Source organism: Streptomyces sp. NPDC030809, assembly GCF_055572195.1.
Window position 1 is genome coordinate 281,426 of the sequence record NZ_JBVIDV010000004.1, and the last position, 24,832, is coordinate 306,257.

Genomic DNA, 24,832 nt, shown 5'->3' on the forward strand with positions numbered 1-24,832 from the left:
CTAGACTCGGAAGGCGATGAGCAGCCTCTTTGACGACAGCTTCCTGACGGACCTCACCCCCTCCGGCGAGGAGCACCCGCCGCCCCCGGAGGACTACGGCCCCGAAGAGCCCGCGGACGACCTGTTCGACGGGAAGTTCGACGTGCCCATGACCGGTGACGCGTACTACCGCGACGGCGCCCCGAAGCCGGTCATCGACCCGGCGGCCCTGCTCGACGGGCTCAACGAGCAGCAGCGCGCCGCCGTCGTGCACGCCGGATCCCCCCTGCTCATCGTCGCCGGTGCGGGCTCGGGCAAGACCCGGGTGCTCACCCACCGCATCGGCCACCTGCTGGCCGCGCGCAACGTCCACCCCGGCCAGATCCTCGCGATCACCTTCACCAACAAGGCCGCGGGGGAGATGAAGGAGCGGGTCGAAGGCCTGGTCGGCCCGCGCGCCAACGCGATGTGGGTGTCCACCTTCCACAGCGCGTGCGTGCGCATCCTGCGCCGCGAGTCGAAGCGGCTCGGCTTCACCTCCTCGTTCTCGATCTACGACGCGGCCGACTCCAAGCGCCTCATGGCCCTGGTCTGCCGGGACCTCGACCTCGACCCGAAGAAGTTCCCGCCGAAGTCCTTCAACGCCAAGATCTCCAACCTGAAGAACGAGCTGATCGACGAGGAGGCCTTCGCGGCGCAGGCCGCAGGGGGCACCTCCCAGACGGAGTCTGGGGGAGGCTTCGAGAAGACGCTCGCCCAGGCGTACGCGATGTACCAGTCGCGGCTGCGCGAGGCCAACGCCCTCGACTTCGACGACATCATCATGACCACGGTCCACCTGCTCCAGGCGTTCCCGGACGTGGCCGAGCACTACCGCCGCCGCTTCCGGCACGTCCTCGTGGACGAGTACCAGGACACCAACCACGCGCAGTACACCCTCGTACGCGAACTGGTCGGGGCCGGGTACGAAGACCTGCCCCCCGCCGAGCTGTGCGTGGTGGGCGACGCGGACCAGTCCATCTACGCCTTCCGCGGTGCGACCATCCGCAACATCCTCCAGTTCGAGGAGGACTACCCGGACGCGACGACGATCCTGCTGGAGCAGAACTACCGCTCCACGCAGACCATCCTCTCTGCCGCCAACGCGGTCATCGAGCGCAACGAGAACCGCCGCCCCAAGAACCTGTGGACCGACGCCGGCACCGGCGCGGGCATCACCGGCTACGTCGCGGACACCGAGCACGACGAGGCGCAGTTCGTCGCCGACGAGATCGACCGGCTCACCGACGCGGGCGAGGCGAAGGCCGGCGACGTCGCCGTCTTCTACCGGACCAACGCCCAGTCCCGCGTGTTCGAGGAGATCTTCATCCGCGTCGGCCTCCCGTACAAGGTCGTCGGCGGAGTCCGCTTCTACGAGCGCAAGGAGGTCCGGGACGTCCTCGCCTACCTGCGGGTCCTCGCGAACCCGGAGGACAACGTCCCGCTGCGCCGCATCCTGAACGTGCCCAAGCGCGGCATCGGCGAGCGGGCCGAAGCCATGATCGACGCCCTGGCGCTGCGCGAGAAGATCACCTTCCCGCAGGCCCTGAAGCGCGTGGACGACGCGTACGGCATGGCCGCCCGCTCCACCAACGCCGTCAAGCGCTTCAACACGCTGATGGAGGAGCTGCGCACGATCGCCGAGTCCGGCGCCGGTCCCGCCGTGGTGCTGGAAGCGGTGCTGGAGCGCACCGGCTACCTGGCCGAACTCCAGGCCTCCACCGACCCGCAGGACGAGACCCGCATCGAGAACCTCCAGGAGCTCGCCGCCGTGGCCCTGGAGTTCGAGCAGGAACGCGAGGAGGGCGAGGGCACCGGCACGCTCGCCGAGTTCCTGGAGAAGGTCGCGCTCGTCGCGGACTCCGACCAGATCCCCGACGAGGACGAGGACGGCTCCGGGGTCATCACCCTGATGACCCTGCACACGGCCAAGGGCCTCGAGTTCCCGGTGGTCTTCGTGACCGGCATGGAGGACGGGGTCTTCCCGCACATGCGGGCCCTCGGCCAGACCAAGGAGCTGGAGGAGGAGCGCCGGCTCGCGTACGTGGGCATCACGCGGGCCCGCGAGCGGCTCTACCTGACCCGCTCCTCCATGCGCAGCGCCTGGGGCACCCCCTCGTACAACCCGCCCTCCCGGTTCCTGGAGGAGATCCCCGAGCAGTACCTCCAGTGGAAGCGGACCGGAGCGCAGAAGCCGGCCGGTCCGGTGCGCGGTTCGGGATCCTCGCGCGGCGCGGGCGGCCGGGCCTCGTTCGGCACCTCTCCGGAGTCCTTCCTCTCCGGCGGCCTGTCCTCCTCGCGCGCCCGCTCGGGCCCCTCGGGCTTCGCCACGCGGCGGACCGCGGACAAGCCGGTCGTCGCGCTCGTGGTCGGGGACCGGGTGACGCACGACCAGTTCGGGTTGGGCACGGTCATGGAGGTCACCGGTGCCGGGGCGGACGCGCAGGCCACGATCGACTTCGGCGACGCCAAGCCCAAGCGGCTGCTGCTGCGGTACGCGCCGGTGCAGAAGCTCTGACGGCGGGCGGACATGCGAGAGGGGCCGGGCGACATGCCCGGCCCCTCTCGCGTACGCACGTCCTGCCGTGCGGCCTGCTGCCCGCTACATCGGGTCCAGGCCGTGGGAGCGCAGCCAGGTCAGCGGGTTGATCGCCGAGCCGCCCGCGGGCCGGACCTCGAAGTGCAGGTGCGGGCCGGTGGAGTTGCCCGAGTTCCCGGAGTACGCGATCACGTCTCCGGCCTTGACCGATCCGGATCGGAGCTTGGTGCTGCTGAGGTGGCAGTACCAGGTCTCGGTGCCGTCGGGGGCGGTGACTATGGCCATGTTGCCGTAGGCGCTGTTCCACTGGGTGCGGACGGTGCCGTCGGTGGCCGCCATCACGGGCGTGCCGTACGAGACCGGGAAGTCGATGCCCGTGTGCAGGGACATCCAGTTGACTCCGGACTGGCCGAAGCCGGCGCTCAGGCCGTGCTGCGCCACGGGCAGCGCGAACTTGGGGCGCAGGGCCTCCTTGCGGGCCGCCTCCTCCGCGCGCTTCTTGCGCTCGGCCTCCTGGCGGGCGCGCAGGTCGATGCGCTCCTGGGTGCGGCTGGCGCGGTCGGCGAAGTCGCCGGCGTCGGCGCTGAGCGCGGTGAGCTGGGTGTCGAGCTTGCTGTTGGCGGCCACCGGCTTCACCGAGGCCGGGTCCGGCGCGGCGAGGGTGGTGGTCTCCTCGGCGGGCTGCTGGCCCCCCGTGAGACCGCCGACGGAGGCGGCCGCCACGCCCGCGACACCCATGACGCAGGCCGAGGGCACGGCCACGGTCAGCAGGGCGGAGCGCTTGGCGGGGCTGCGGCGCCGGCTCGCGGCGCGGCCGCCGCCGGAACCGGCGGGGGCGCTGCGGCGGGCGGCGCGGGAGCCGGTGGGCGCGGGGACGGGCGCCGGGTGCGCCGCCGGGGCCGCGGCCGGCTCCTCGAAGGGCGCGGAATCGTCCTCGGCGACGGCCTCGAAGACGGCCGTCCCCTCGGTCTGCGTCTCGGCGTACTCAGCGTAGCCGGCGGCGGGTTCGGGCACGGTGTACCCGGCCTGGCCGGCGTAGGTCTCGTACGGGTCCGCGGACTGGCCGAACGGGGAGTCGAGCTGCGCCTCGGGCGCGGCGAGGTCCTCGTAGCCGTAGGTCGAGGGGGCGTACTGCTGGGGGAGCTCCTCGGCGACGGCGCCGTTCCAGGCGGCCGCGTCGTAACTGCCGGTCTCCGGGCCGGTGGTGAAGGAGGGCATCGCCCAGTGGCCCGACTCCTGGCCGGCCGGGTCGTACCCGAACCCGCCCGCGGTGTGGCCGGCGCTGCCGTTCCAGGCGCTCGCGTCCCACTGGCCGGTGGTGTCCTCGGGGACCGTCTGGGCCGGAATGGCGGCGAGATAGGCCTCCTGGGAGGCGGAGCTCCAGGCCGAGGAGTCGTACGTGCCCGTGTCGTACGTCTGCTGCGTCGCGTACGTGCCGTACGGGTCGTACGCGTAGCCGTAGCCCTGGGTCTGGTGCTGGGTGTCGAAGCCCTCCTGGAGCGACCCGCTGTACGGATCACCGGCGAAAGTGGTGGTGGAAAGGCCGTCATACCCGGCATCCGGGTACTGGCCCGGCGAGGGGCGGTCGTTCACCAACTTCTCTTTCGCCTCGGCAGTGGGGGCCTGGGTGGCCGGGGAATTCGAGGTTCCCCGGAGGAGAGCAGTGGCGTGACTGTACCCGGCGGTTCGCGGCGCGGACAATCTTCGGAGGGTTTTGTGCCTTCAGGAACCGGGCATTCGGCCGCCTTTCGGCCGACTGCAGGGACAGCCTTGGCGCTGCGTTCGAAGGGCGTTCGAAAAAACGGTCAGGCTACGGAGGAGCTGTCCGCCGGGGCCACCGCGCGGAGGGCCGGGCCGTCGAGGGCCCGGCGGATGCCGGAGGTGACCGCCGGATGCACGGGCAGGGCGAGGTGGCCGATGCCGGTGACCTGCACGTTCTCGGCGATCAGGTCCGGGTGGTCGAGGCAGGCCGTGTCCACCGGGACCATCAGCTGGTCCAGATCGCTCCAGAAGCTCACGAACCGGGTCCGGCAGCCGGGCGCGGGCCGTTGCAGCTCCCGGATCACCTCGGAATCCGGCCGCATCTGCCGCACCAGCGGGTGCGCATCCATCAGCGGGGCCACCCTGGTGCCCTGGTGGGGTGTGCCGAGACAGACCAGTGTCCGCACCCGTGCGTCACCGCCGAGGCGCTGTACGTAATAACGGGCGACCAGGCCGCCCAGGCTGTGGCCGACCAGGTCGATCCGGTCGTGCCCGCTGCGGGCGCAGACCTCCTCGACCCGGACGGCCAGGGCGGCGGCCGCGGTGCGCAGGTCGGTGGTGAGCGGGGAGTAGTTGACCGCCTCCACCCGGCGCCGGCCGTGCTCGGCCAGCAGCGGGCGCAGCAACAGGAACACGGAGCGGTTGTCCGTGAACCCGTGGAGCAGCAGCACGGGCGGGCGGACCCCGGCGGGCGGGGCGCTCGCGGGGCGCTCGGAGCGGATGCCGGTCGGGTACACGAGCAGGTGCGCGGCCAGGATCACCAGCTCCAGGACCCCGGCCCGGAGGGCGTCGGCCGACAGGCCGGAGGCGCCGGGTACCTTCACCCCGGGCACTTTCAGTGACAAGCCCATGCCTGCCTCCCCAGCGGTTCCGGAGGCGGCAGCACCGTCACCGGTATGCCACGCCACCGTGCCGTGCGGCTGGCGGCACGGTGGCGTGGCGACCTCGTCGCGGCTCCCCTTGCGACCGGCTCTGTCAATGACGAAAACGTGTCAGGTGTGATTTCCCCCATGCCGTCCACCGTGAAACGGCGGCTTGCGGGATGCTGTGCTTAACGTTCGTTCACCTGGAGGTAGTGATGGGTGTGACCGGTCCGATCCGTGTGGTGGTCGCCAAGCCGGGTCTCGACGGCCACGACCGTGGTGCCAAGGTGATCGCGCGCGCTCTGCGCGACGCGGGCATGGAGGTCATCTACACCGGGCTGCACCAGACCCCCGAGCAGATCGTGGACACGGCGATCCAGGAGGACGCCGACGCCATCGGGCTGTCGATCCTCTCCGGTGCGCACAACACGCTCTTCGTGAAGGTCATCGAGCTGCTCAAGGAGCGCGACGCGGAAGACATCAAGGTCTTCGGCGGCGGGATCATCCCCGAGGCGGACATCGCGCCGCTGAAGGAGAAGGGCGTGGCCGAGATCTTCACGCCCGGCGCGACGACCACGGCCATCGTGGACTGGGTCCGGGCGAACATCCGCCACCACGCGGAGGCGTAACCGGCCCCCTCGGTCTCGGTCTCGGAGCACCGCCCCAGCCCCCCGCCCCGATCGCCGGCGGGGGGCTGACCTTGCACCGGACCGGGAGTCGGCGGCCGGGCGGTCGCCGGGCCGGGGCTCGGGCGGTCGGCGGGCCGGGGCTCGCTGGGCGTGGCCCCGCGGGCCGGACGCCGCGGGGCGGAACCGAGCCCGTTCGGCGTTCGAGGACCCGGGTCCGGGGCGGAGCAGCGCAAGCCGAGCGCCGCAGCTCACCGTCTCACCGCGTACGTATCAGCTCGCTGTGCATGGCCGCGCGCAGGCGCAAGGTCGCGGTCAGGCGGTGGAAGGCCTCGGCCCAGTAGCCCGTGGCGCCGGGGGCGGTGTCCGGGGGCTCCTCCGAGGACGCGGTGAGCGCGGCCAGACGGGTCGCCTCGGCGGGATCCAGGCAGCGTTCGGCCAGGCCCATCACCCCGCTGAAACTCCACGGATAGCTGCCCGCTTCGCGGGCGCGGTCGAGCGAGTCGACCACGGCCCGCCCCAGCGGCGCGGCCCACGGCACCGCGCAGACCCCCAGCAGCTGGAACGCCTCGGACAGTCCGTGCGCCCCGATGAACTCGGCCACCCACTCGGCGCGTTCCGCCGCGGGCAGGGTCTCCAGCAGCTTCGCGCGTTCCGCGAGCGAGGCCGTCCCCGGCCCGGCCGCCGGAGGCGCGGAAGCCGATCCGAGCAGGGCCTTCGCCCACGGCGCGTCACGCTGCCGGACGGCTGCCCGGCACCAGGCGGCGTGCAGGTCCTCGGCCCAGCCCTCGGCCACCGGAAGGGCCACGATCTCCGCCGGGCCGAGCCCGCCGAACCGGTCCCTCCAGCAGGACAGCGGGGCCGCCTCCACGATCTGCCCCAGCCACCAGGACCGTTCGCCCCGGCCGGCGGGCGGCCGCTTCACCACCCCGTCCCGCTGCATGCCCGCGTCGCAGCTGCGCGGTGCCTCCACGCCCTCCGGTCCCACGCACAGGAGGGCGCGTTCGGCCATGCGTGCGGCCAGTGCCGAACCGGGCAGTGCCGACAGCAGCTCGGCCGCGGTGGCCCGGACGTTCCGGCTGCGGTCCGACAGGGCCTCCTCCAGGAACGGCTCGTCCGCGTCGGACAGGCCGTGGCGCAGCGAGTCGAGGAACATCAGCCGGTCCTCGGCCCGTTCGGTGCCCCAGGTGCCGGCGAGCAGCTCCCGGCCCGCCGCCGGGTCGTGCCCGCGTATCAGGGCGAGCAGGGCCACCCGCTCGGCGAACAGCCCCTCCTGCCACAACAGGCCTACGGATTCCGAGTCCGCGGGATCCGGCAGTGCGGTGCCCCCGCTGCCGCTGCGCAGGGCGAACCGCCATTCCGGATTGAGGCGGGCCAGCCACAGCCCGCGCACCCCGGCCAGCTCCAGCGCGTGCGGCCGCAGGTCGGTGCGGGCCCGGGCCGCGTCCAGCAGGGCCGGCAGCAGGGCGTGCGGGGCCTGGTAGCCGTGGGAGTTGGCGGCGGCCAGCCACTGCGGCAGCAGTTCCGCCAGGTCGGGGGCGGCCCCCCGGCCGGCCGGGCTGCCCGCGGCCCGGCCGGCGAGCAGCTGCGCCAGCCGCTGCTGCGCGGCGTCCGGCAGCTGCGGGCGCGGGTCCTGCGGAGCCGGCTCCGGCAGCGGTGCGGCCGCCGCGGGCCGCAGCCCGGCCCGCCGCCGCACCGTGTGCACGGCGGCGGCATCGAGCAGCGCCTCCGGCCCACCGCCCCCGCGCCGCTCGGTCCCGAGCAGCGCAGCGGTGACCAGCCCCTCCCAGTCCGTCTGCGCCCACCCCGCCCCGGCCCCGACCGGCCGCCGGGGGCACGCAGGCGTCCCGGCCGCCCCCGACCGCGGGGAGCGCGCGGCCCCCCCGACCGCCACCGCCTCCCGCAACGCCGCAACCGCCCCCGGACCCCGTACCGACCTCCCGCCCGCGCCCAGCCCCTCGGCCCCGACGGGTTCCCCGACGGGAGCCGGCCACCCGGCTCCGACGGCGCCCGTAGCCGCGCACCCCGCCGTCCCCCCAGCAGCGTCCGGCGTCTCGGCTCCGGCGGGCCGGGCCGCGGCGGGCCACCCGGCCCCCACGGGCCACCCGGCCGGGGTCGGACGGCCGGTGCCGGTTGGGCGGCTGTCGAGCGGATGGGGGTCCGCGTCGGTCGGGCTTCGCCGCTGGTGGGCGGATGCCGTGCCCCGGCTTGGCCGTTCTGCTGTCTTGACCGTTTGCGCCGTCATCGCGGCTCCCCTCCCTGGTATCGGATCACTCGTGCCCGGGTGTGCCCCGGTCCCGCCCCCTCCGCGGGACCGGGGCAGCCAGTGACCGGCCGTCGTATGCGGCCGGTTCGGGCGGGCGGTCAGCCCAGGACGACCGCCTGCGGTGAGTCCGGCTGCCAGGCCGTCAGCGGGGTGAAGCCCGCATGGCCGCATTCGCCGAACACCGTGAGCGGGCCACCCCCCGACAGCGCCGCCAGCTGCCACCGTCCGGCCGCGGAACGCGGGCCCGGGCTCAGCGGCAGGGCGGACTTGCCGTCCGAGTCCGCCAGTTGCCAGCCGCCGTCCTCGGCCGGCACGGGTATCACCCCCGCCAGGACCACCGGCCAGGAATCCAGCCACGGGTCCTGCCTCAGCGCGGCGCCGTACTGGTCCAGCGCCGCTCCCGTGTCCACCCCCGGCGGCGGCCCCGACGGCCGGGCCGGCGGGCCGGACCGCTCGGTCAGCTCCGCCCGCAGGGGAACCGCCCCCGTGTGGAAGGAGGCCTCCGCCCCCACCACGAGCCCCACCGGAAGGGCCAGTTGGGGCGGCCTACCCGGCGGGCCGAAATCCAGGACCAGTGCCGGGCGGCCGCTCTCCACCCCCCGGAGCCAGATCCGGCGCGTGGTCAGCCGCCCGTCCGGCGAGACCGTGTCGTACTGCGCCAGCACCAGCCAGCGGTCCGGTACCGGCGCCCCGTCCGCAGCCCCCGGCAGCCCCACCCGGGTCCGCACCGTCGCGGCCAGCGGAGCCGGCAGCTCCGCCACCCCCAGCCACGCCCGGTCCAGCAGGTGGAGCAGCGCGCACTCCTCCAGCATCCGCACCGGCCAGCCGGGCCCCGACACCGTCAGCGTCCCCAACTCCCGTACCCGCGCGGCCAGCCCGGGCGCCTGCGCATCGACCATCCGCGCCGCGGTCTCCTCCCAGGCCCGGTACCCCGCCTGCTCCTGCCCCGCCAGCCCCCCGCGCAGCAGATCGGCCAGCCGCTGCTCCAACTCGGAGACTCCCGCGCCGATCCGGCCGGCCCGCCGCTCCGCCCGCCGCCGGGCCGCCGCCTCGTCCACGGGCTTCCCGGCGCCCGCACCCCCCTCCTTCTTCCGCGCGGCCTTCGCCACCCGCTCCCCGAGCCAGCCCCCGGCCCAGTCCGGTGCCTCCCCCGCGGGCACCGCCCCCTCGCCCGAAGACCAGAGCAGCAACAGCCCCAGCGCGTGCTTGCACGGGAACTTCCGGCTCGGGCAGGAGCACTTGTACGCGGGACCCGAGAGGTCCACCACCGTCTGGTACGGCCGGCTGCCGCTGCCCTTGCACAGCCCCCACACGGCACCCGAACCGGAACAGCCCGCTCCCGACCACGGCCCGGCGCTGCCGAGCCTGGTCCCCGCCTTGCGCGACGCTTCGTCAGGCGCCAGCGACAGCACCTGCTCGGCAGTCCAGCGCACCGCCTGATCAGTCATGCCTCCGAAGGTAGAGGCCCCCACTGACAATGCTTCTGACCTGCAACAACGCCCAGCCCAGGGGATTCTGACGGCCCGTTGTCAGTGCCGTGGTGCACGGTGGAAAACGTCGCCGGAGCACCCGATGGCGGCGGAGGCAGACATCTGGAGGGGGACCCATGACCATGTCCGGAAACGGCACGGGCGGCGAGGCGCTGAGGCCGCATGCGGAAGACGCGTTCGCCGATGAGCTGAAGGCCCTGGCGGCCGCGGACGACCGCCCGCGCCCGGCCCGCTGGAAGCTGTCCCCCTGGGCGGTCGCCACCTACCTGCTGGGCGGCACCCTGCCGGACGGCACGGTGATCACGCCCAAGTACGTGGGCCCCCGCCGCATCGTGGAGGTGGCCGTCACCACCCTCGCCACCGACCGCGCCCTGCTCCTCCTCGGCGTCCCCGGCACCGCCAAGACCTGGGTGTCGGAACACCTCGCCGCCGCCGTGAGCGGCGACTCCACCCTGCTGGTGCAGGGCACCGCCGGCACCCCCGAGGAGGCCATCCGGTACGGGTGGAACTACGCCCGGCTGCTCGCCCACGGCCCCAGCCGCGAGGCCCTCGTCCCCAGCCCGGTCATGCGCGCCATGGCCGAGGGCATGACCGCCCGGGTCGAGGAGCTCACCCGCATCCCGGCGGACGTCCAGGACACCCTGATCACCGTCCTGTCGGAGAAGACCCTGCCCATCCCGGAACTCGGCGAGGAAGTGCAGGCCGTCCGCGGGTTCAACCTGATCGCGACCGCCAACGACCGCGACCGCGGGGTCAACGAGCTGTCCAGCGCCCTGCGCCGCCGGTTCAACACCGTGGTCCTGCCCCTGCCCGAGAGCCCCGAGGCGGAGGTGGACATCGTGGCCCGCCGCGTCGACCAGATAGGACGCTCGCTGGACCTGCCCGCCGCCCCCGAGGGGCTCGACGAGATCCGCCGCGTGGTCACCGTCTTCCGCGAACTGCGCGACGGGGTGACCGCCGACGGGCGCACCAAGGTGAAGAGCCCGAGCGGCACCCTGTCCACGGCGGAGGCCATCTCCGTGGTCACCAACGGCCTGGCCCTCGCGGCGCACTTCGGCGACGGGGTCCTGCGGCCCTCGGACGTGGCGGCCGGCATCCTCGGGGCCGTGGTCCGCGACCCGGCGGCCGACCGCGTCGTATGGCAGGAGTACCTGGAGGCCGTGGTGCGCGAGCGCGAGGGCTGGAAGGACTTCTACCGCGCCTGCCGGGAGGTCACGGTATGAACGGTCCCCTGCTCCTGGGCATCCGCCACCACGGCCCGGGATCCGCCCGCGCCGTGCGCGCCGCCCTCGACGCGGCCCGCCCCCGGGCCGTCCTCGTCGAGGGCCCGCCCGAGGGCGACGCCCTGCTGCCGCTCGCCGCCGATCCCGGCATGCGGCCGCCGGTGGCCCTCCTCGCCCATGTCGCCGACGACCCGGGACGGGCCGCGTTCTGGCCCCTCGCCGAGTTCTCCCCGGAGTGGGTGGCGATCCGCTGGGCCCTGGCACAAGAGGTACCGGTCCGCTTCATCGACCTCCCGGCCGCCCACACCCTCGCCGCCGGCCCCGCCGAACCCCCGGCCGGAGCGGGGGGAGCGGACGGGGCCGGTGGAGACGACGGAGACGACGGAGAGCGGACCGGGGACGAGGGGGAGGAAGCGCCCGGGGGCGCGGATGCGGAGGACGCGGGCGCCGCGCTGCGCCTGGACCCGCTCGCCGCACTCGCCGCGGCCGCCGGGTACGAGGACCCCGAGCGGTGGTGGGAGGACGCCGTCGAGCACCGCGGCGCAGGCGGGGACCCCCTGGCCGCCTTCGAGGCGGTCGGGGAGGCCATGGCCGCCCTCCGGGAGGAGCACGGGTCCGCAGGCCCAGGGCGGGACCTGGTGCGCGAGGCCCACATGCGGCAGAAGATGCGCGCCGCCCGGCGGGAGTTCGGGGACGAGTACGCCGTGGTGTGCGGGGCCTGGCACGTCCCGGCCCTGCGGCTGAAGACGACGGTCGCCGCCGACCGGGCCCTGCTCACCGGACTGCCCAAGGTGAAGACCGGGACGGCCTGGGTGCCCTGGACCCACCGCCGCCTCACCCGGGCCTCCGGGTACGGGGCGGGGATCGCCTCGCCGGGCTGGTACCGGCACCTGTTCACCGCGCCCGACCGGCCGGTGGCGCGTTGGCTGACCCGGGTCGCCGGGCTGCTGCGGGAGGAGGACCTCCAGGTCTCTTCCGCGCACGTCATCGAGGCGGTCCGGCTCGCGGACACCCTCGCCGCCATGCGCGGCCGCCCGCTGGCGGGACTGTCCGAAACCCTGGACGCGGTACGGGCCGTGATGTGCGAGGGCTCGGACATACCGCTCGCGCTCGTCGAGGACCGGCTGGTCGTCGGGGACGAGCTCGGCGAGGTGCCCGCGCACGCGCCGGTGGTTCCGCTGCAACGGGACCTCAGCCGGCAGCAGCGCTCGCTGCGCCTCAAACCGGAGGCCGCGGAGCGGGAACTGGAGCTCGACCTGCGCAAGGACACGGACGCGGCCCGCAGCCTGCTGCTGCACCGGCTGCGGCTGCTGGGCGTGGGCTGGGGGGAGCCGGTCGCCTCGCGCGGCAGTACCGGCACCTTCCGCGAGACCTGGCGGCTGCGCTGGGAGCCCGAGCTGTCGGTACGGGTCGCCGAGGCTGCGGTGTGGGGGACCACCGTGCTCGGCGCCGCCACCGCGCGGGCGGAGGCCGACGCCCAGGCCGCCGGACAGCTCGGCGAGGTGACCGCACTGGCCGAGCGGTGCCTGCTGGCCGGGCTCTCGGAGGCCCTGCCCGTGGTGATGCGGGTGCTCGCCGACCGGGCCGCGCTCGGCACGGACGTGGCCCAGCTGGCCCGTGCCCTGCCCGCGCTGGCCCGCGCGCTGCGGTACGGAGACGTACGCGGCACCGACACCGCGGCGCTGGCGGAGGTGGCGGCCGGGCTGGCCGAGCGGATATGCGTGGCGCTGCCGCCCGCCTGCGCCGGGCTGGACGCGGACGGGGCGGCCGAACTGCGCGGACACGTGGACGCGGTGCACGCTGCGATCGGACTGCTGGAGCAGCCGGGGCTGCGGGAGCGGTGGACCGCCGTGCTGCGGGCGCTGGCCGGCCGGGACACCGTGCCCGGCGGCATCCGGGGCCGGGCGGCCCGGCTGCTGCTCGACGAGGGGCAGCTGCCGGCCGAGGAGACGGCACGGTTGATGGGACTGGCACTGTCCCGGGCGGCCGCGCCGGCCGATGCCGCCGCCTGGATCGGGGGCTTCGTCGGCGGGGGCTCGGGCGGCGGCACCCTTCTCGTGCACGACGACCGGCTGCTGGGGCTGGTCGACGAATGGCTCACGGGGGTGCCCGCCGACGCCTTCACCGCCGTACTGCCCCTGCTGCGCAGGACGTTCGGGGCGTACGAGCCGGCGGTGCGGCGGACGCTCGGGGAGCTGGTCCGGCGGGGGCCGGGCGCGGGGCCCGCGGCGGCCGTGGCCGGTTCGGCACCGGCCGGCTTCGCCCCGGAGCTCGATCCGGCGCGGGCGGATGCCGTGGTGCCGCTGGTGGAAATGCTGCTGCGCGTCGGCGCGGCTGCGGCGACGCCGCCGGATGCACGGGGGACGAAGGAACAGGAGACCGAGGACATGGCGGGGGCAGCGGGATGACCACGACGACGGGAACGAACGGCAGCACGGTGGCCGCCGCCGGGACGGCCGGGACGGCCCGGACGGGGGAGGACGGGACCGGCACGGCCGTGACGGGCGCCGTCGGGTCGAGGGCGGTCGCGGCGGTCACGGACGGCTCGGGGGACGTCGGGATGGGCATGGCCCAGGCGGGCGCGGCCGGCGCGGGCACGGTCGGGACATGCGCGGCCGGCGCGGGCGCGGTCGGCACGGGGGAGGCCGGGACGGGCATGGCCCCGGGCGAGGCAGGGGCGGACGCGTTCGGGACGGGGGAGGCCGGGGCGGGCGCGGTCGGCACGGGAGAGGTCGGGATGGGCATGGCCCAGGCGGGGGAGGCAGGGGCGGTCTCGGTCGGGGTGGCAGGGGCCGGCGGTGCGGGTGGGGCTGCGGGCGGGGAGGAGCGGTTGCGGCGGTGGCGGTTGGTGTTGGGGGGCGAGGGCGGGGAGGGGACCGGGTATGAGCCGGGCGGGCGGGACGCGGCCATGGACGCGGCGCTCACCGCGCTCTACGGGTCGGGCCGGACGGCCGGGGGACGGCGGCGGGCGGGGGAGCGGTCGGCGGGTCTCGGTTCGTCCGCGCCCTCGGTGGCCCGCTGGCTGGGGGACATCCGTACGTACTTCCCGAGCCCGGTCGTGCAGGTGATGCAGCGGGACGCGATCGATCGGCTCGGGCTCTCCTCGCTGCTGCTGGAGCCCGAGATGCTGGAGGCGGTCGAGGCGGACGTGCACCTGGTCGGCACCCTGCTCTCGCTCCACAAGGCGATGCCCGAGACGACGAAGGAGACCGCGCGGGCCGTGGTGCGCAAGGTGGTCGAGCAACTGGAGAGCAAGCTCGCGACCCGCACGCGCGCCGCACTCACCGGCGCGCTCGACCGTTCCGCCCGGATCAGCCGGCCGCGCCACCGGGACATCGACTGGGACCGCACCATCCGGGCGAACCTCAAGAACTACCTGACCGAGTACCGCACGGTCGTGCCCGAGCGGCTCGTCGGCTACGGCCGCGCCGACCGGTCCGTGAAGAAGGAGGTGGTGCTCTGCATCGACCAGTCGGGTTCGATGGCCGCCTCGGTGGTCTACGCGTCGGTGTTCGGCGCGGTGCTCGCCTCCATGCGGTCCATAGCCACCCGGCTGGTGGTCTTCGACACCGCGGTGGTCGATCTGACCGACCGGCTCGACGATCCGGTGGACGTGCTGTTCGGCACCCAGCTCGGCGGGGGCACGGACATCAACCGGGCACTGGCCTACTGCCAGTCGAAGATCACCCGTCCCGCGGACACGGTCGTCGTGCTGATCAGCGACCTCTACGAGGGCGGCATCCGGGAGGAGATGCTCAGGCGGGTGGCGGCGATGAAGGCCGCCGGGGTGCAGTTCGTGGCCCTGCTCGCGCTGTCCGACGAGGGGGCCCCGGCCTACGACCGCGAGCACGCCGCCGCTCTGGCCGCGCTCGGCGCCCCGGCCTTCGCCTGCACCCCGGACCTGTTCCCGGAGGTGATGGCCGCCGCGATCGAGAAGCGCCCGCTGCCGGTCCCGTGAACTGCCTGCGTCCTACACGTATCCGCAGCTCAGGCCCGGGACGGGGGTTGGGCGGCCGGTTGCGCGAGGGCGTCCGCCGAGGCCCTGGGAATGGTCCGATCGCACGAACTTGCAGTTCACCCGTGAGGCGATCTGTGAGGGGAATCACCGCGCGGGTGTGATCTGTGATTTAGGGTCCTACGTCCTCCGGGGATAACCTGCCGGACGGACATGCCGCGTCCACGGTCACCGTGTGCGCATCCCCTGTGACAGCGCCGTCACGTTGCCCTCCGCGGCACGCCCACGCAGACAACCGCGAACACTGCGAATCTTTAAGACAAGGGACGGACGCGCGTGGACCTGTTCGAGTACCAGGCGAGGGACCTCTTCGCCAAGCACGGTGTACCGGTGCTGGCCGGTGAAGTGATCGACACGCCTGAGGCGGCTCGCGAGGCCACCGAGCGGCTGGGCGGCAAGTCGGTCGTCAAGGCGCAGGTGAAGGTCGGAGGCCGAGGCAAGGCCGGCGGCGTCAAGCTCGCCGCCACCCCGGACGAGGCCGTCGCCCGCGCGACGGACATCCTCGGCATGGACATCAAGGGCCACACGGTCCACAAGGTGATGATCGCCGAGACCGCGCCGGAGATCGTGGAGGAGTACTACGTCTCCTACCTCCTCGACCGCACCAACCGCACCTTCCTGGCCATGGCCTCGGTCGCGGGCGGCATGGACATCGAGCAGGTCGCCGAGGAGACCCCGGAGAAGCTCGCCAAGGTCCCGGTGAACGCCAACGAGGGCGTGACCATCGAGAAGGCCCGCGAGATCGTCGCCCTGGCGAAGTTCCCGGCCGAGGTCGCCGAGAAGGTCGCCGAGGTCCTCGTGACCCTGTGGTCCACCTTCATCGCCGAGGACGCGCTCCTCGTCGAGGTCAACCCGCTCGCCAAGGTCGCGTCCGGCGAGGTCATCGCCCTCGACGGCAAGGTCTCCCTGGACGAGAACGCCGAGTTCCGCCAGCCGGGCCACGAGGAGTTCGTGGACCACGCCGCGGCCAACCCGCTCGAGGCGGCGGCCAAGGCCAAGGGCCTGAACTACGTCAAGCTCGAGGGCGAGGTCGGCATCATCGGCAACGGCGCGGGTCTCGTCATGAGCACCCTCGACGTGGTCGCGTACGCCGGTGAGAACCACGGTGGCGTCAAGCCCGCCAACTTCCTCGACATCGGCGGCGGCGCCTCCGCCGAGGTCATGGCGAACGGTCTCGAGATCATCCTCGGCGACACCGACGTCAAGTCCGTCTTCGTCAACGTCTTCGGTGGCATCACCGCGTGCGACGAGGTCGCCAAGGGCATCGTCCAGGCCCTTGAGCTGCTCGAGAAGAAGGGCGAGGCGGTCACCAAGCCGCTGGTCGTCCGTCTCGACGGCAACAACGCGGAGCTGGGTCGCAAGATCCTGTCGGACGCCAACCACCCGCTGGTCCAGCGCGTGGACACCATGGACGGTGCGGCCGACAAGGCCGCCGAGCTCGCGGCTGCGAAGTAAAGGGACGAGGTCACAGACTCACCATGGCTATCTTCCTCAACAAGGACAGCAAGGTCATCGTCCAGGGCATGACCGGTGCCACGGGCATGAAGCACACCAAGCTGATGCTGGCTGACGGCACCAACATCGTCGGTGGCGTGAACCCGCGCAAGGCCGGCACCTCCGTCGACTTCGACGGCACCGAGGTCCCGGTCTTCGGCTCGGTCGCCGAGGCGATGGAGAAGACGGGCGCCAACGTCTCCGTCCTCTTCGTGCCGCCGGCCTTCGCGAAGGCCGCCGTCGTCGAGGCCATCGACGCCGAGATCCCGCTGGCCGTCGTCATCACCGAGGGCATCGCGGTGCACGACTCCGCCGCCTTCTGGGCGTACGCCACCGCCAAGGGCAACAAGACCCGGATCATCGGCCCGAACTGCCCCGGCCTGATCACCCCCGGCCAGTCCAACGCCGGCATCATCCCGGGCGACATCACCAAGCCCGGCAAGATCGGTCTCGTGTCCAAGTCCGGCACCCTGACCTACCAGATGATGTACGAGCTGCGTGACATCGGCTTCACCTCCGCCGTCGGCATCGGTGGCGACCCGGTCATCGGCACCACGCACATCGACGCCCTGGAGGCCTTCGAGGCCGACCCGGAGACCGAGCTGATCGTCATGATCGGCGAGATCGGCGGCGACGCCGAGGAGCGTGCGGCGGACTTCATCGCGAAGAACGTCACCAAGCCGGTCGTCGGTTACGTCGCGGGCTTCACCGCCCCCGAGGGCAAGACCATGGGCCACGCCGGCGCCATCGTCTCCGGCTCCTCCGGCACCGCGCAGGCCAAGAAGGAGGCCCTCGAGGCCGCCGGCGTCAAGGTCGGCAAGACGCCGACCGAGACCGCCAAGCTCGCGCGCGAGATCCTCAGCGCCTGAGTCCCTGCGCACCGCCGCGCACCCGGCTGACGGGTGCGCGCGGGCGTGCGCACCCGTGGGCCCGCATCCTCCTCGGAGGGTGCGGGCCCACGACCGTTTCCGGGGCGGCCGGGCGGGTGGGCCGGCCGGCCGGACGGGCTGGACGGCCGGGTGGGGCGGCCGGGTGGGGCGGCCGGCCGGGTGCGGTGCTAGCCGGTCTTCGGGACGAGGCGTTCCGGTCCGTGCGCGGTCTCGGAGCGGAGCTTCTCCCGTAGTTCGCGGCCGTGGTCGGTGAGCCGCTGCGGGCCCATGTGCGGGGGTACGCCGCTCACGGCCGCCCCTGGCGCGGGGATGGGCTCGTACTTGGTCGGGGCGGTGTTCACCGTGTACGCGGTGGCGACGGCGATGACCGCGGTGAGGCCGAGTGCGGCGCGGGTCCACACCCGGTTGCGGTGCTCCGCGGCCCCGCGGGCCGCGGCGGGCGGGCCGGGCTCCAGTCGTACGGCGGGGGCGAACCGGCCGAGGCGTTCGCGGAGCAGGGCCGACTGGGCGGCGGGCGGGGCCTGTGCCAGCTCGGGCAGGCGCTCGGCGAGCCGGGCGTGCGCGGACAGCAGCCGGGCGGCGGCGGCCGCGGTGGTGGCCTCCGTTTCGGCGGCCGTGTCCGGCAGGTCGAGGCCGACCCCGTCGTAGAGCAGGACCGTACGCCGGTACCGGGGCGGCAGGGTGAGCAGCGCGTCGATCAGCGCACGGTCGTCGGCGGCGGCCGGTTGCCGGTCGGGGTGGCGGTGGGCGCGGCTGAACCGGTGCCAGGGCGAGAGGGCGTACTCGTACGCCACCGCGCGGACCCAGCCGACCGGGTCGCGGTCGGTGGCGACTTCGGGCCAGCGCTCCCAGGCCTGGTGGAAGGCGCGCTCGACGGCCTCGACGGCGAGGCGGCGGCGGCCGGTGAGGAGGTACGTCTGCCGGACGAGGGAGGGGGCGGTGTATGCGTACAGGGCGTCGAAGGCCTGGGTGGGGGTGATGCGGGGCCGTGGCGGCTGCGGCGGCTGTGCGGGGGGTGCGGGTGCCGGTGCCTTTGCTGCCTCCGCCTGCTCTTCCACAGCCGGTGCCTCGGCTGTGGACGGCTTGGGCGCGTCCGGCTTCGGTGCGTCCGGCTTGGGCGCGTCCGGTTTCGGCGCGGGGGTGTGGCTTGCCGTGCCGGCGGGGGGTCTGTCGGACCGGCTGTCCGGGCGGTGTTGCCAGGCGGGGGGCCTGGCGGCCCGCTTGGCCGCGGGTTTGGGGCGGGTGCCCGCGCCGGGGGTCGGCTTTGCCGTGGGGAGGGGGCGGCGGGCGGCGGTTGCGGTGGGGGGGAGGTGCGGGCCGTGCGTGGTTTCGGGGGCTCCGCCCCCGGGCCCCCGCGCCTCAATCGCCGGCGGGGCTTGGTTTGGTCCCGGCGGGGCGTGGTTCGCCTCCGGCGGGGCGGGGTGTGGCCCTGGCGGGTCCAGCCTCTGTGCACGGGCGGTTGCGGTGGGGGGGAGGTGCGGGCCGTGCGTGGTTTCGGGGGCTCCGCCCCCGGGCCCCTGCGCCTCAATCGCCGGCGGGGCTTGGTGTGGTCCCGGCGGGGCGTGGTTCGCCCCCGGCGGGGCGGGGTCTCCTGGGGTCAGGGAGGTCAGGAGTTTTGCGTATGCCTCGCGCTTGCGGCCGCGGGGTTCGGTGCGGCCGGTTTCCCAGGAGCGCACGGTGGAGGCGGTCACTCCGACCGCCTCCGCGATCTCCTCGTGGCCGAGGCCGCCGGCTTCGCGCAGTCTGCGCCGCTCCTTGGGGGAGGGCAGGGACAGGTCGGGCGCGGGCTGGGCGCTCTGTGTCATGCCGGACCCCCCACGACGCCTTCCTGAGCGAAAAAGTACATAAACGTATATTGGGCGACACCACGACCATTCGCCCGTTACGCGCCCTCAGCGCGTGTCGTTGGGACCATGGCGTCGTGACCCACGTGACCGAACGCGGCCCGTCCTGCCCGGCGGGTCAGCGGTCCGGGCGCCGCCGCTCGCCCGCGGCCGCCGCCTGCGTACTGGGCGGCGCCGTCGCCGCCGGGCTGGGGCTCGGCTCCCTGGCCGTCCTCGTCATGGTGCTGTGGATCAGCTCGCCCTACCCCGACAGTGGTCCGGGCGGCGCGCTCCACGTGGCCGCCGGCCTCTGGCTGCTGGCCCACGGCACCGAGCTGATCAGGTACGACACGCTCTCCGGGGTGCCCGCTCCGGTCGGCGTGACCCCGCTGCTGCTGGTCGCCCTGCCGGTGTGGCTGATGCGCCGGGCGGCCCGCCTCGCCGTCTACGAGGACGAGGCCGAGGCGGGCGAGGGGCTCTCCGCGGGTGCCGTGTTCTCCGCCGTGACCTGCGGCTATCTGCTGGTCGGGGCCGCCGCCACGGCCTACGCGGCGGGCGGCCCGATGCCGGCGGACCCGCTGAGCGCGGCCTGGCACGTGCCGCTCGTGGCCTTCGCGGCGGCGGCCGGCGGGGTGTGGGCGGCGCGGGGCCGCCCGTACGATCCGCTGCCGCGCTGGGTGCCGAGGGGCGTGCGGAAGGCGCTCGCGCGCCCCCGGAATGCGCGGGCGCTCCGTGCCGGGACCGCCGGGGCCGTGACCCTGCTGGGCGGCGGCGCGCTGCTCGTGGGCGCTTCGCTGATGTGGCACGCGAGTGCGGCCCAGGAATCGTTCCTCCAACTCACCGGGGTCTGGTCGGGCCGGTTCGCCGTACTGCTGCTGGCCCTCGCGCTGATCCCGAACGCGGCCGTGTTCGGTGCGGCGTACGGGCTCGGGCCGGGCTTCGCCCTGGGCGGTTCGGCGGCCGTGACCCCCCTGGCCTTCTCCGGCGCCCCGGCCCTGCCCCGCTTCCCGCTGCTCGCCGCCCTGCCGCCGCAGGGCCCGGGTACGCCGCTGACCTGGGCGGTGCTGGGGGTGCCGGTGCTGGCCGGGGTGGTGGTGGGCCGGTTCGCGGTGGACGGGGAGGGCGAGGACGGGGAGGCCCCCCGCTTCCGCGAGACCACGTTCACGGCGGTCGGCGGGGCCCTGGTCTGCGGACTGCTGACGGCGCTGGCCGCGGCGATGGCGGGCGGTCCGATGGGATCGGGCCGGCTGGCCCGGTTCGGGCCGGTGTGGTGGGAGACCGGGGGAGCGGCCTTCGCGTGGACCCTCGTGGTCTCGGTGCCGGTCGCGATGGTCGTACGCGCCTGGCGCGACCGCGGGATGCCGGAGCCGCTGGAACCGCAGGAGGTGCCGGAACTCGGCCACTGGCACGACGCGGGCGGCCGGGAACTGCGCTGGGAGACCATGCGCCGGTCCTCGGGCACCCTTTTCCCGGACTTCAGGAACCCCTCCGCGCCGCCGCAGGCGCCGCGCCCGCTGCCGGTCGCGGAGTCCTCCGCTGCGCTGCTCCCGGATCCGCCGCCGCTGCCGCCGGCCCCGGCCCAGGTCCCGGCCCCGGCCGGGCTCGCCGGGGTCCTGCCCGATTCCCCGCCCGCTTGGCAGTCGGCGTCCGGCCCGCCGCCGGACCCGGTGCCCGGGCCCCTGCCCGCATTCGATACGGGCGGCTCGGGCGGTTCGGGCGGCTCCGACGGCGCGGACCGGTCCGCGGGGACGCCCGTACCCGGGGCCCTGCCGGTGTACGAGTCGCTGCCGGGCCGCGCAACACCCCCGACGGCCGAGCCCCTGGCAGCCGAGCCCCTGGCAGCCGAGCCCCCGACGGCCGGGCCCCCGGCGGCCGGGTCGCCCGCAGACCGGCCCCCGGCCGCCGCCACCGCTCCCGACCTGGCCCCCGGTGCCACCGGCGCGCTCGTCTACGTACGCAGGAAGCGGACCCCGTGACCGGGCGCGTCCCGACCGGGCACGCCGCGCCCCTGCACGCCGCGCGCCCGGCCGCCGTTGCTACTTCTTCACGCCGATCAGGTCGCGCAGGCCGCTCGGCAGCAGGTCGTTGCACTTCAACTCGGCGGTCTTCGTCAGCGCGTCGTCGCGGCAGACGTAGAAGTCCTTGTACGCCAGCTGCACCCCGTACGTGCCGATGGTCAGCACGAGGGCGACCGACGCCGTCAGCAGGCCGCCCACCGCCGCCGTGAGCTGCGGCCGCGCCTCCTCCGGCTTGGTCTTCGCGCGCAGCGAGCTGATGCCCCAGTACAGCGAGAGCGCACCCAGCAGCAGGCCCATCGCGGGAATGCCGAACAGCGTGAAGAAGAAGGCCCACATGCCGCCGAGCAGCGCGTAGCGGGCCCGGCGCTGGGCCGGGTCCGTCGGGTCCCAGCGGCCGGTGCCCGGCCCGCGGGAGCCGTCGGGGTCCGGCCCGGGGCCGCCGCCGTCCTCGCCCCGCTCCGGTCCGCCCGCTCCGCTGCGCGGCTGCCAGGGCTGGTCAGGCCGGTCCTCCGGCGGGGCCGCGAACGGATTGTCGTCTGTGGGGGACTGGCGTGGGTCCGGCATCGGGTGCGTTTCTTCCCCTGCGTCGTCGTGTCCTCGGTGGGCTGTACGCCAGACGCTACCGCCCGCCCGTCCACCCGTCCCTCGGGGGCCGTCCGGTGTGCCGGTATCGTTGCAGGCGGTCGGTCGCTTCGTATGGTTCCCCGTATCGAGGGTGCCTGCGTTTTTGTACGACCATACAAGACGCACCCCGTGAGAAAGGGCCTCCCATGGCCGCCTCCCGCCTGGTCGTGCTGGTCTCCGGTTCCGGCACCAACCTCCAGGCCCTGCTCGACGCCATCGACGCCCACCCGGAAGGTGCCGAGGGCTTCGGCGCCGAGGTCGTGGCCGTCGGCGCCGACCGGGCCGGGATCGCCGGTCTGGAACGGGCCGAGAAAGCCGGAATCCCCACCTTCGTGTGCTCGGTCAAGGACTACGCGACCCGCGAGGAGTGGGACCGGGCGCTGGCCGTGGCCACCGCCGCCCACGAGCCGGACCTGGTGGTCTCCGCGGGGTTCATGAAGATCGTGGGCAAGGAGTTCCTGGCCCGCTTCGGGGGACGCTTCGTCAACACGCACCCCGCCCTGCTGCCGGCCTTCCCCGGCGCGCACGGGGTCCGCGACGCCCTCGCCTACGGCGCCCGGGTCACGGGCTGCACCGTCCACTTCGTGGACGACGGCGTGGACACCGGACCGATCATCGCCCAGGGTGTGGTGGAGGTCCGGGACGAGGACGACGAAGCAGCGCTCCATGAGCGCATCAAGGAAGTCGAGCGCAGGCTGCTCGTCGATGTCGTGGGGCGTCTGGCCCGGCACGGCTACCGCATTGAGGGACGAAAGGTAACGATCCAGTGACCGCCGAAGGTACCAAGCGCGGCATCCGCCGAGCGCTCGTCAGCGTCTACGACAAGACCGGGCTCGAGGAGCTGGCCCGCGGGCTGCACGAGGCGGGCGTCACGCTGGTCTCCACCGGTTCCACCGCCTCGAAGATCGCCGCCGCGGGCGTGCCGGTCACCAAGGTGGAGGAGCTCACGGGCTTCCCCGAGTGCCTGGACGGCCGGGTCAAGACCCTGCACCCGCGCGTGCACGCCGGCATCCTCGCCGACCTGCGCCTGGAGGACCACCAGCGGCAGCTGGCCGAGCTCGGCGTCGAGCCCTTCGACCTGGTGGTCGTGAACCTGTACCCGTTCCGGGAGACGGTCGCCTCGGGCGCCACCCCCGACGAGTGCGTGGAGCAGATCGACATCGGCGGCCCCTCGATGGTCCGCGCCGCCGCGAAGAACCACCCCTCGGTGGCCGTGGTGACCAGCCCCGAGCGGTACGCCGACGTGCTGGCCGCGGTCAAGGACGGCGGGTTCGACCTGACCGCCCGCAAGCGGCTGGCCGCGGAAGCCTTCCAGCACACCGCCGCGTACGACGTGGCCGTGGCCTCCTGGTTCACGAACGCGTACGCCCCGGAGGAGGGCGCGGTCCTGCCCGAGTTCCTCGCGGGCGCCTGGGAGCGCAAGGCCGGCCTGCGCTACGGCGAGAACCCGCACCAGGGCGCCGCCCTCTACACGGACGGACAGCCGGGCGGGCTCGCCAACGCCGAGCAGCTGCACGGCAAGGAGATGTCCTTCAACAACTACGTGGACACCGAGGCCGCCCGCCGGGCCGCCTACGACCACGAAGAGCCCTGCGTCGCGATCATCAAGCACGCCAATCCGTGCGGCATCGCCGTCGGCGCGGACGTGGCCGAGGCGCACCGCAAGGCGCACGCCTGCGACCCGCTGTCGGCCTTCGGCGGGGTCATCGCCGTCAACCGCCCGGTGACCGTGGAGCTGGCCGAGCAGGTCGCCGAGATCTTCACCGAGGTCATCGCGGCCCCCGGCTACGAGGACGGCGCTGTCGAGATCCTCGCCAAGAAGAAGAACATCCGCGTCCTGAAGGTGGACGGCACCCCGCACCAGCCGGGCGACCTGAAGCCGATCAGCGGCGGCGTGCTGCTCCAGCACAGCGACGTCTTCCAGGCCGAGGGCGACGACCCGGCGAACTGGACCCTGGCCACCGGCGAGGCGCTGTCCGCCGAGGAGCTGGCCGAGCTGGCCTTCGCCTGGCGGGCCTGCCGCGCGGTGAAGTCGAACGCGATCCTGCTCGCCAAGGACGGCGCCTCGGTCGGCGTCGGCATGGGCCAGGTCAACCGCGTGGACTCGGCGAAGCTCGCGGTGGAGCGGGCCGGCGAGGAGCGGGCGCGCGGCTCGTACGCGGCGTCGGACGCCTTCTTCCCCTTCCCGGACGGGCTGGAGATCCTGACGGCCGCGGGCATCAAGGCCGTGGTGCAGCCGGGCGGTTCGGTCCGCGACGAGCAGGTGGTCGAGGCGGCGAAGGCGGCCGGCGTGACCATGTACTTCACCGGCACCCGCCACTTCTTCCACTGAGGTGCCGTGGCGGGCAGCCGCCCGCCGCAACGCGCGCGACGAGTGCCGCAACGACCGGAGGCCGTATCCCCCGCGGGGGATACGGCCTCCGGCCTTTGCCGTGCGTTCGCGTCAGAACTTCTTGACGACGACGCTGCCGACGATCTTGTCGGTGAAGGTCTGCTTCTTGGCGTCCCACGCCGGCCACAGGTAGCCGAGGTAGCAGGGCAGGCCGTTGATGAAGTCCAGCAGGGTGCGGACGAAGGCCATGCCGAAGCCGAGCGGGCGGCCCGTCGACTCCTTCAGGACCTGGATGCTGACGGCCTTGCGCCCGGGGGTCTGGCCGGTGGTGCCGACCATGTACGCGAAGCCGATCCAGACCACGAGGGCCAGGATCAGGCCGACGAAGTACAGGCCGCCGATCTCACCGGTGGTGGAGTCCATGCCCGCGAACATCAGGATGCCGGGAATCAGACCGCCGATCAGGCCGTCGATGATGCGCGCGACGAAGCGCGAGCCCCAGCCGGCGTACTGCTGCTGCACGGCGGCCTGGTTCGGGTAGCCGGGGGCGCCGCCGTAGGGCTGCTGGCCCGGGGCCGGGTAGCCGTAGCCGCCCTGCGGCGGGACGCCCTGCGGGGCCTGCTGCGGGTATCCGTAACCGGGCTGGCCCTGCGGGGGCTGCTGGCCGTACGGGTTGTTCGGGTCGCCGAAGCTCATCTTGTGGAGTTCCTCCGATGGAAGTGCGGGGACGCGCGGCCCGTGTGGAGGAACAGGTGGTACTGAGCGGTCCGCCCCCCGGCACTGCCCGCGGCACTACTTATTTCGGTCATCGTTGCCGGACCGCGTCGGTGTTGTCCAGTTGGGTGCACAA

General features: G+C 74.1%; 17 protein-coding genes and 1 pseudogene. 10 read left to right on the forward strand and 8 right to left on the reverse strand.

The genetic code is table 11. From position 1 onward, the window contains the following. The first annotated feature begins 16 nt into the window (after window positions 1-16). The gene (gene pcrA / locus ACZ407_RS08015) at window positions 17-2,536 is read left to right on the forward strand and encodes a DNA helicase PcrA (RefSeq protein ID WP_468126415.1); all 2,520 of its coding nucleotides are present in this window, start codon (window positions 17-19) and stop codon (window positions 2,534-2,536) included. Window positions 2,537-2,620: 84 nt separating this feature from the next. Here pcrA and ACZ407_RS08020 read toward each other — a convergent pair whose 3' ends face one another. Continuing rightward, the gene (locus ACZ407_RS08020; protein ID WP_468126416.1) at window positions 2,621-4,150 is read right to left on the reverse strand and encodes a M23 family metallopeptidase; all 1,530 of its coding nucleotides are present in this window, start codon (window positions 4,148-4,150) and stop codon (window positions 2,621-2,623) included. 212 nt (window positions 4,151-4,362) lie between these two features. Beyond that, on the reverse strand, window positions 4,363-5,169 hold the full coding sequence (locus ACZ407_RS08025; RefSeq protein ID WP_468126418.1) for an esterase/lipase family protein: 807 nt from the start codon (window positions 5,167-5,169) through the stop codon (window positions 4,363-4,365). 227 nt (window positions 5,170-5,396) lie between these two features. Between ACZ407_RS08025 and ACZ407_RS08030 the strand changes: the two genes are divergently transcribed. After that, on the forward strand, window positions 5,397-5,810 hold the full coding sequence (locus tag ACZ407_RS08030; RefSeq protein ID WP_468126420.1) for a cobalamin B12-binding domain-containing protein: 414 nt from the start codon (window positions 5,397-5,399) through the stop codon (window positions 5,808-5,810). A gap of 256 nt (window positions 5,811-6,066) precedes the next feature. Here the strand turns inward: ACZ407_RS08030 and ACZ407_RS08035 are convergent, their stop codons facing one another. Both ACZ407_RS08035 and ACZ407_RS08040 read right to left on the reverse strand, forming a co-directional pair. Beyond that, window positions 6,067-7,701 carry a DUF5691 domain-containing protein gene (locus ACZ407_RS08035; RefSeq protein WP_468126422.1) on the reverse strand — a complete coding sequence of 545 codons (1,635 nt, stop codon included), beginning with the start codon at window positions 7,699-7,701 and terminating at the stop codon, window positions 6,067-6,069. A gap of 470 nt (window positions 7,702-8,171) precedes the next feature. Further along, complete coding sequence (locus ACZ407_RS08040; protein WP_468126424.1) at window positions 8,172-9,521, reverse strand: SWIM zinc finger family protein; 1,350 nt, start codon at window positions 9,519-9,521, stop codon at window positions 8,172-8,174. A gap of 158 nt (window positions 9,522-9,679) precedes the next feature. On the opposite strand from ACZ407_RS08040, the gene ACZ407_RS08045 reads away from it, so the two are divergent. The 5 genes from ACZ407_RS08045 to sucD all read left to right on the forward strand — a co-directional run bounded on the left by ACZ407_RS08045 (window position 9,680) and on the right by sucD (window position 17,164). Further along, window positions 9,680-10,786 carry an ATP-binding protein gene (locus ACZ407_RS08045; RefSeq protein ID WP_468126426.1) on the forward strand — a complete coding sequence of 369 codons (1,107 nt, stop codon included), beginning with the start codon at window positions 9,680-9,682 and terminating at the stop codon, window positions 10,784-10,786. Beyond that, window positions 10,783-13,194: a DUF5682 family protein gene (locus ACZ407_RS08050; protein ID WP_468126428.1), complete on the forward strand. Its 2,412-nt coding sequence runs from the start codon at window positions 10,783-10,785 to the stop codon at window positions 13,192-13,194. The genes ACZ407_RS08045 and ACZ407_RS08050 overlap by 4 nt, the downstream gene beginning before the upstream one ends. A 329-nt stretch (window positions 13,195-13,523) precedes the next feature. Then, the gene (locus ACZ407_RS08055) at window positions 13,524-14,744 is read left to right on the forward strand and encodes a VWA domain-containing protein (RefSeq protein ID WP_468126578.1); all 1,221 of its coding nucleotides are present in this window, start codon (window positions 13,524-13,526) and stop codon (window positions 14,742-14,744) included. Between the two features lie 333 nt (window positions 14,745-15,077). After that, window positions 15,078-16,256, forward strand: coding sequence for an ADP-forming succinate--CoA ligase subunit beta (sucC, locus tag ACZ407_RS08060; RefSeq protein ID WP_468126430.1), 1,179 nt, complete (start codon window positions 15,078-15,080; stop codon window positions 16,254-16,256). 23 nt (window positions 16,257-16,279) lie between these two features. Then, complete coding sequence (sucD, locus tag ACZ407_RS08065) at window positions 16,280-17,164, forward strand: succinate--CoA ligase subunit alpha (protein WP_468126432.1); 885 nt, start codon at window positions 16,280-16,282, stop codon at window positions 17,162-17,164. A 188-nt stretch (window positions 17,165-17,352) separates the two neighbouring features. On the opposite strand, the gene ACZ407_RS08070 is transcribed toward sucD, so the two are convergent. Next, entirely contained in the window at window positions 17,353-18,243 is an 891-nt protein-coding gene (locus ACZ407_RS08070; protein WP_468126593.1) for a SigE family RNA polymerase sigma factor, read from the reverse strand. Window positions 18,244-18,804: 561 nt separating this feature from the next. After that, a pseudogene (locus ACZ407_RS08075) lies at window positions 18,805-18,990 on the reverse strand (helix-turn-helix domain-containing protein); the annotation flags it as partial. A gap of 116 nt (window positions 18,991-19,106) precedes the next feature. On the opposite strand from ACZ407_RS08075, the gene ACZ407_RS08080 reads away from it, so the two are divergent. Continuing rightward, window positions 19,107-20,984 carry a cell division protein PerM gene (locus ACZ407_RS08080; RefSeq protein ID WP_468126434.1) on the forward strand — a complete coding sequence of 626 codons (1,878 nt, stop codon included), beginning with the start codon at window positions 19,107-19,109 and terminating at the stop codon, window positions 20,982-20,984. Window positions 20,985-21,044: 60 nt separating this feature from the next. Here the strand turns inward: ACZ407_RS08080 and ACZ407_RS08085 are convergent, their stop codons facing one another. Beyond that, window positions 21,045-21,590, reverse strand: a complete 546-nt coding sequence (locus tag ACZ407_RS08085; protein WP_468126436.1) for a hypothetical protein — start codon at window positions 21,588-21,590, stop codon at window positions 21,045-21,047. Window positions 21,591-21,796: 206 nt separating this feature from the next. Here ACZ407_RS08085 and purN point away from each other — a divergent pair, with 206 nt between their 5' ends. Together purN and purH are read left to right on the forward strand one after the other, a co-directional pair. Beyond that, window positions 21,797-22,420, forward strand: coding sequence for a phosphoribosylglycinamide formyltransferase (gene purN / locus ACZ407_RS08090; RefSeq protein ID WP_468126437.1), 624 nt, complete (start codon window positions 21,797-21,799; stop codon window positions 22,418-22,420). Then, a complete protein-coding gene (purH, locus tag ACZ407_RS08095; protein WP_468126438.1) occupies window positions 22,417-23,982 on the forward strand; it encodes a bifunctional phosphoribosylaminoimidazolecarboxamide formyltransferase/IMP cyclohydrolase in 1,566 nt (521 codons plus the stop codon). Before purN ends, purH begins: the two co-directional genes overlap by 4 nt. 111 nt (window positions 23,983-24,093) lie before the next feature. Here purH and ACZ407_RS08100 read toward each other — a convergent pair whose 3' ends face one another. Further along, window positions 24,094-24,678 carry an RDD family protein gene (locus ACZ407_RS08100; RefSeq protein WP_468126439.1) on the reverse strand — a complete coding sequence of 195 codons (585 nt, stop codon included), beginning with the start codon at window positions 24,676-24,678 and terminating at the stop codon, window positions 24,094-24,096. Window positions 24,679-24,832 lie beyond the last annotated feature (154 nt).

What these genes read in the sequence shown, in the direction of transcription:
- pcrA (WP_468126415.1), top strand. Translation starts at nt 17, where the DNA reads ATGAGCAGCCTCTTTGACGACAGCTTCCTGACGGACCTCACCCCCTCC.
- ACZ407_RS08025 (WP_468126418.1), bottom strand. Translation starts at nt 5,169, where the DNA reads ATGGGCTTGTCACTGAAAGTGCCCGGGGTGAAGGTACCCGGCGCCTCC.
- ACZ407_RS08030 (WP_468126420.1), top strand. Translation starts at nt 5,397, where the DNA reads ATGGGTGTGACCGGTCCGATCCGTGTGGTGGTCGCCAAGCCGGGTCTC.
- ACZ407_RS08040 (WP_468126424.1), bottom strand. Translation starts at nt 9,521, where the DNA reads ATGACTGATCAGGCGGTGCGCTGGACTGCCGAGCAGGTGCTGTCGCTG.
- ACZ407_RS08045 (WP_468126426.1), top strand. Translation starts at nt 9,680, where the DNA reads ATGACCATGTCCGGAAACGGCACGGGCGGCGAGGCGCTGAGGCCGCAT.
- ACZ407_RS08050 (WP_468126428.1), top strand. Translation starts at nt 10,783, where the DNA reads ATGAACGGTCCCCTGCTCCTGGGCATCCGCCACCACGGCCCGGGATCC.
- ACZ407_RS08055 (WP_468126578.1), top strand. Translation starts at nt 13,524, where the DNA reads ATGGGCATGGCCCAGGCGGGGGAGGCAGGGGCGGTCTCGGTCGGGGTG.
- sucD (WP_468126432.1), top strand. Translation starts at nt 16,280, where the DNA reads ATGGCTATCTTCCTCAACAAGGACAGCAAGGTCATCGTCCAGGGCATG.
- ACZ407_RS08085 (WP_468126436.1), bottom strand. Translation starts at nt 21,590, where the DNA reads ATGCCGGACCCACGCCAGTCCCCCACAGACGACAATCCGTTCGCGGCC.
- purN (WP_468126437.1), top strand. Translation starts at nt 21,797, where the DNA reads ATGGCCGCCTCCCGCCTGGTCGTGCTGGTCTCCGGTTCCGGCACCAAC.
- ACZ407_RS08100 (WP_468126439.1), bottom strand. Translation starts at nt 24,678, where the DNA reads ATGAGCTTCGGCGACCCGAACAACCCGTACGGCCAGCAGCCCCCGCAG.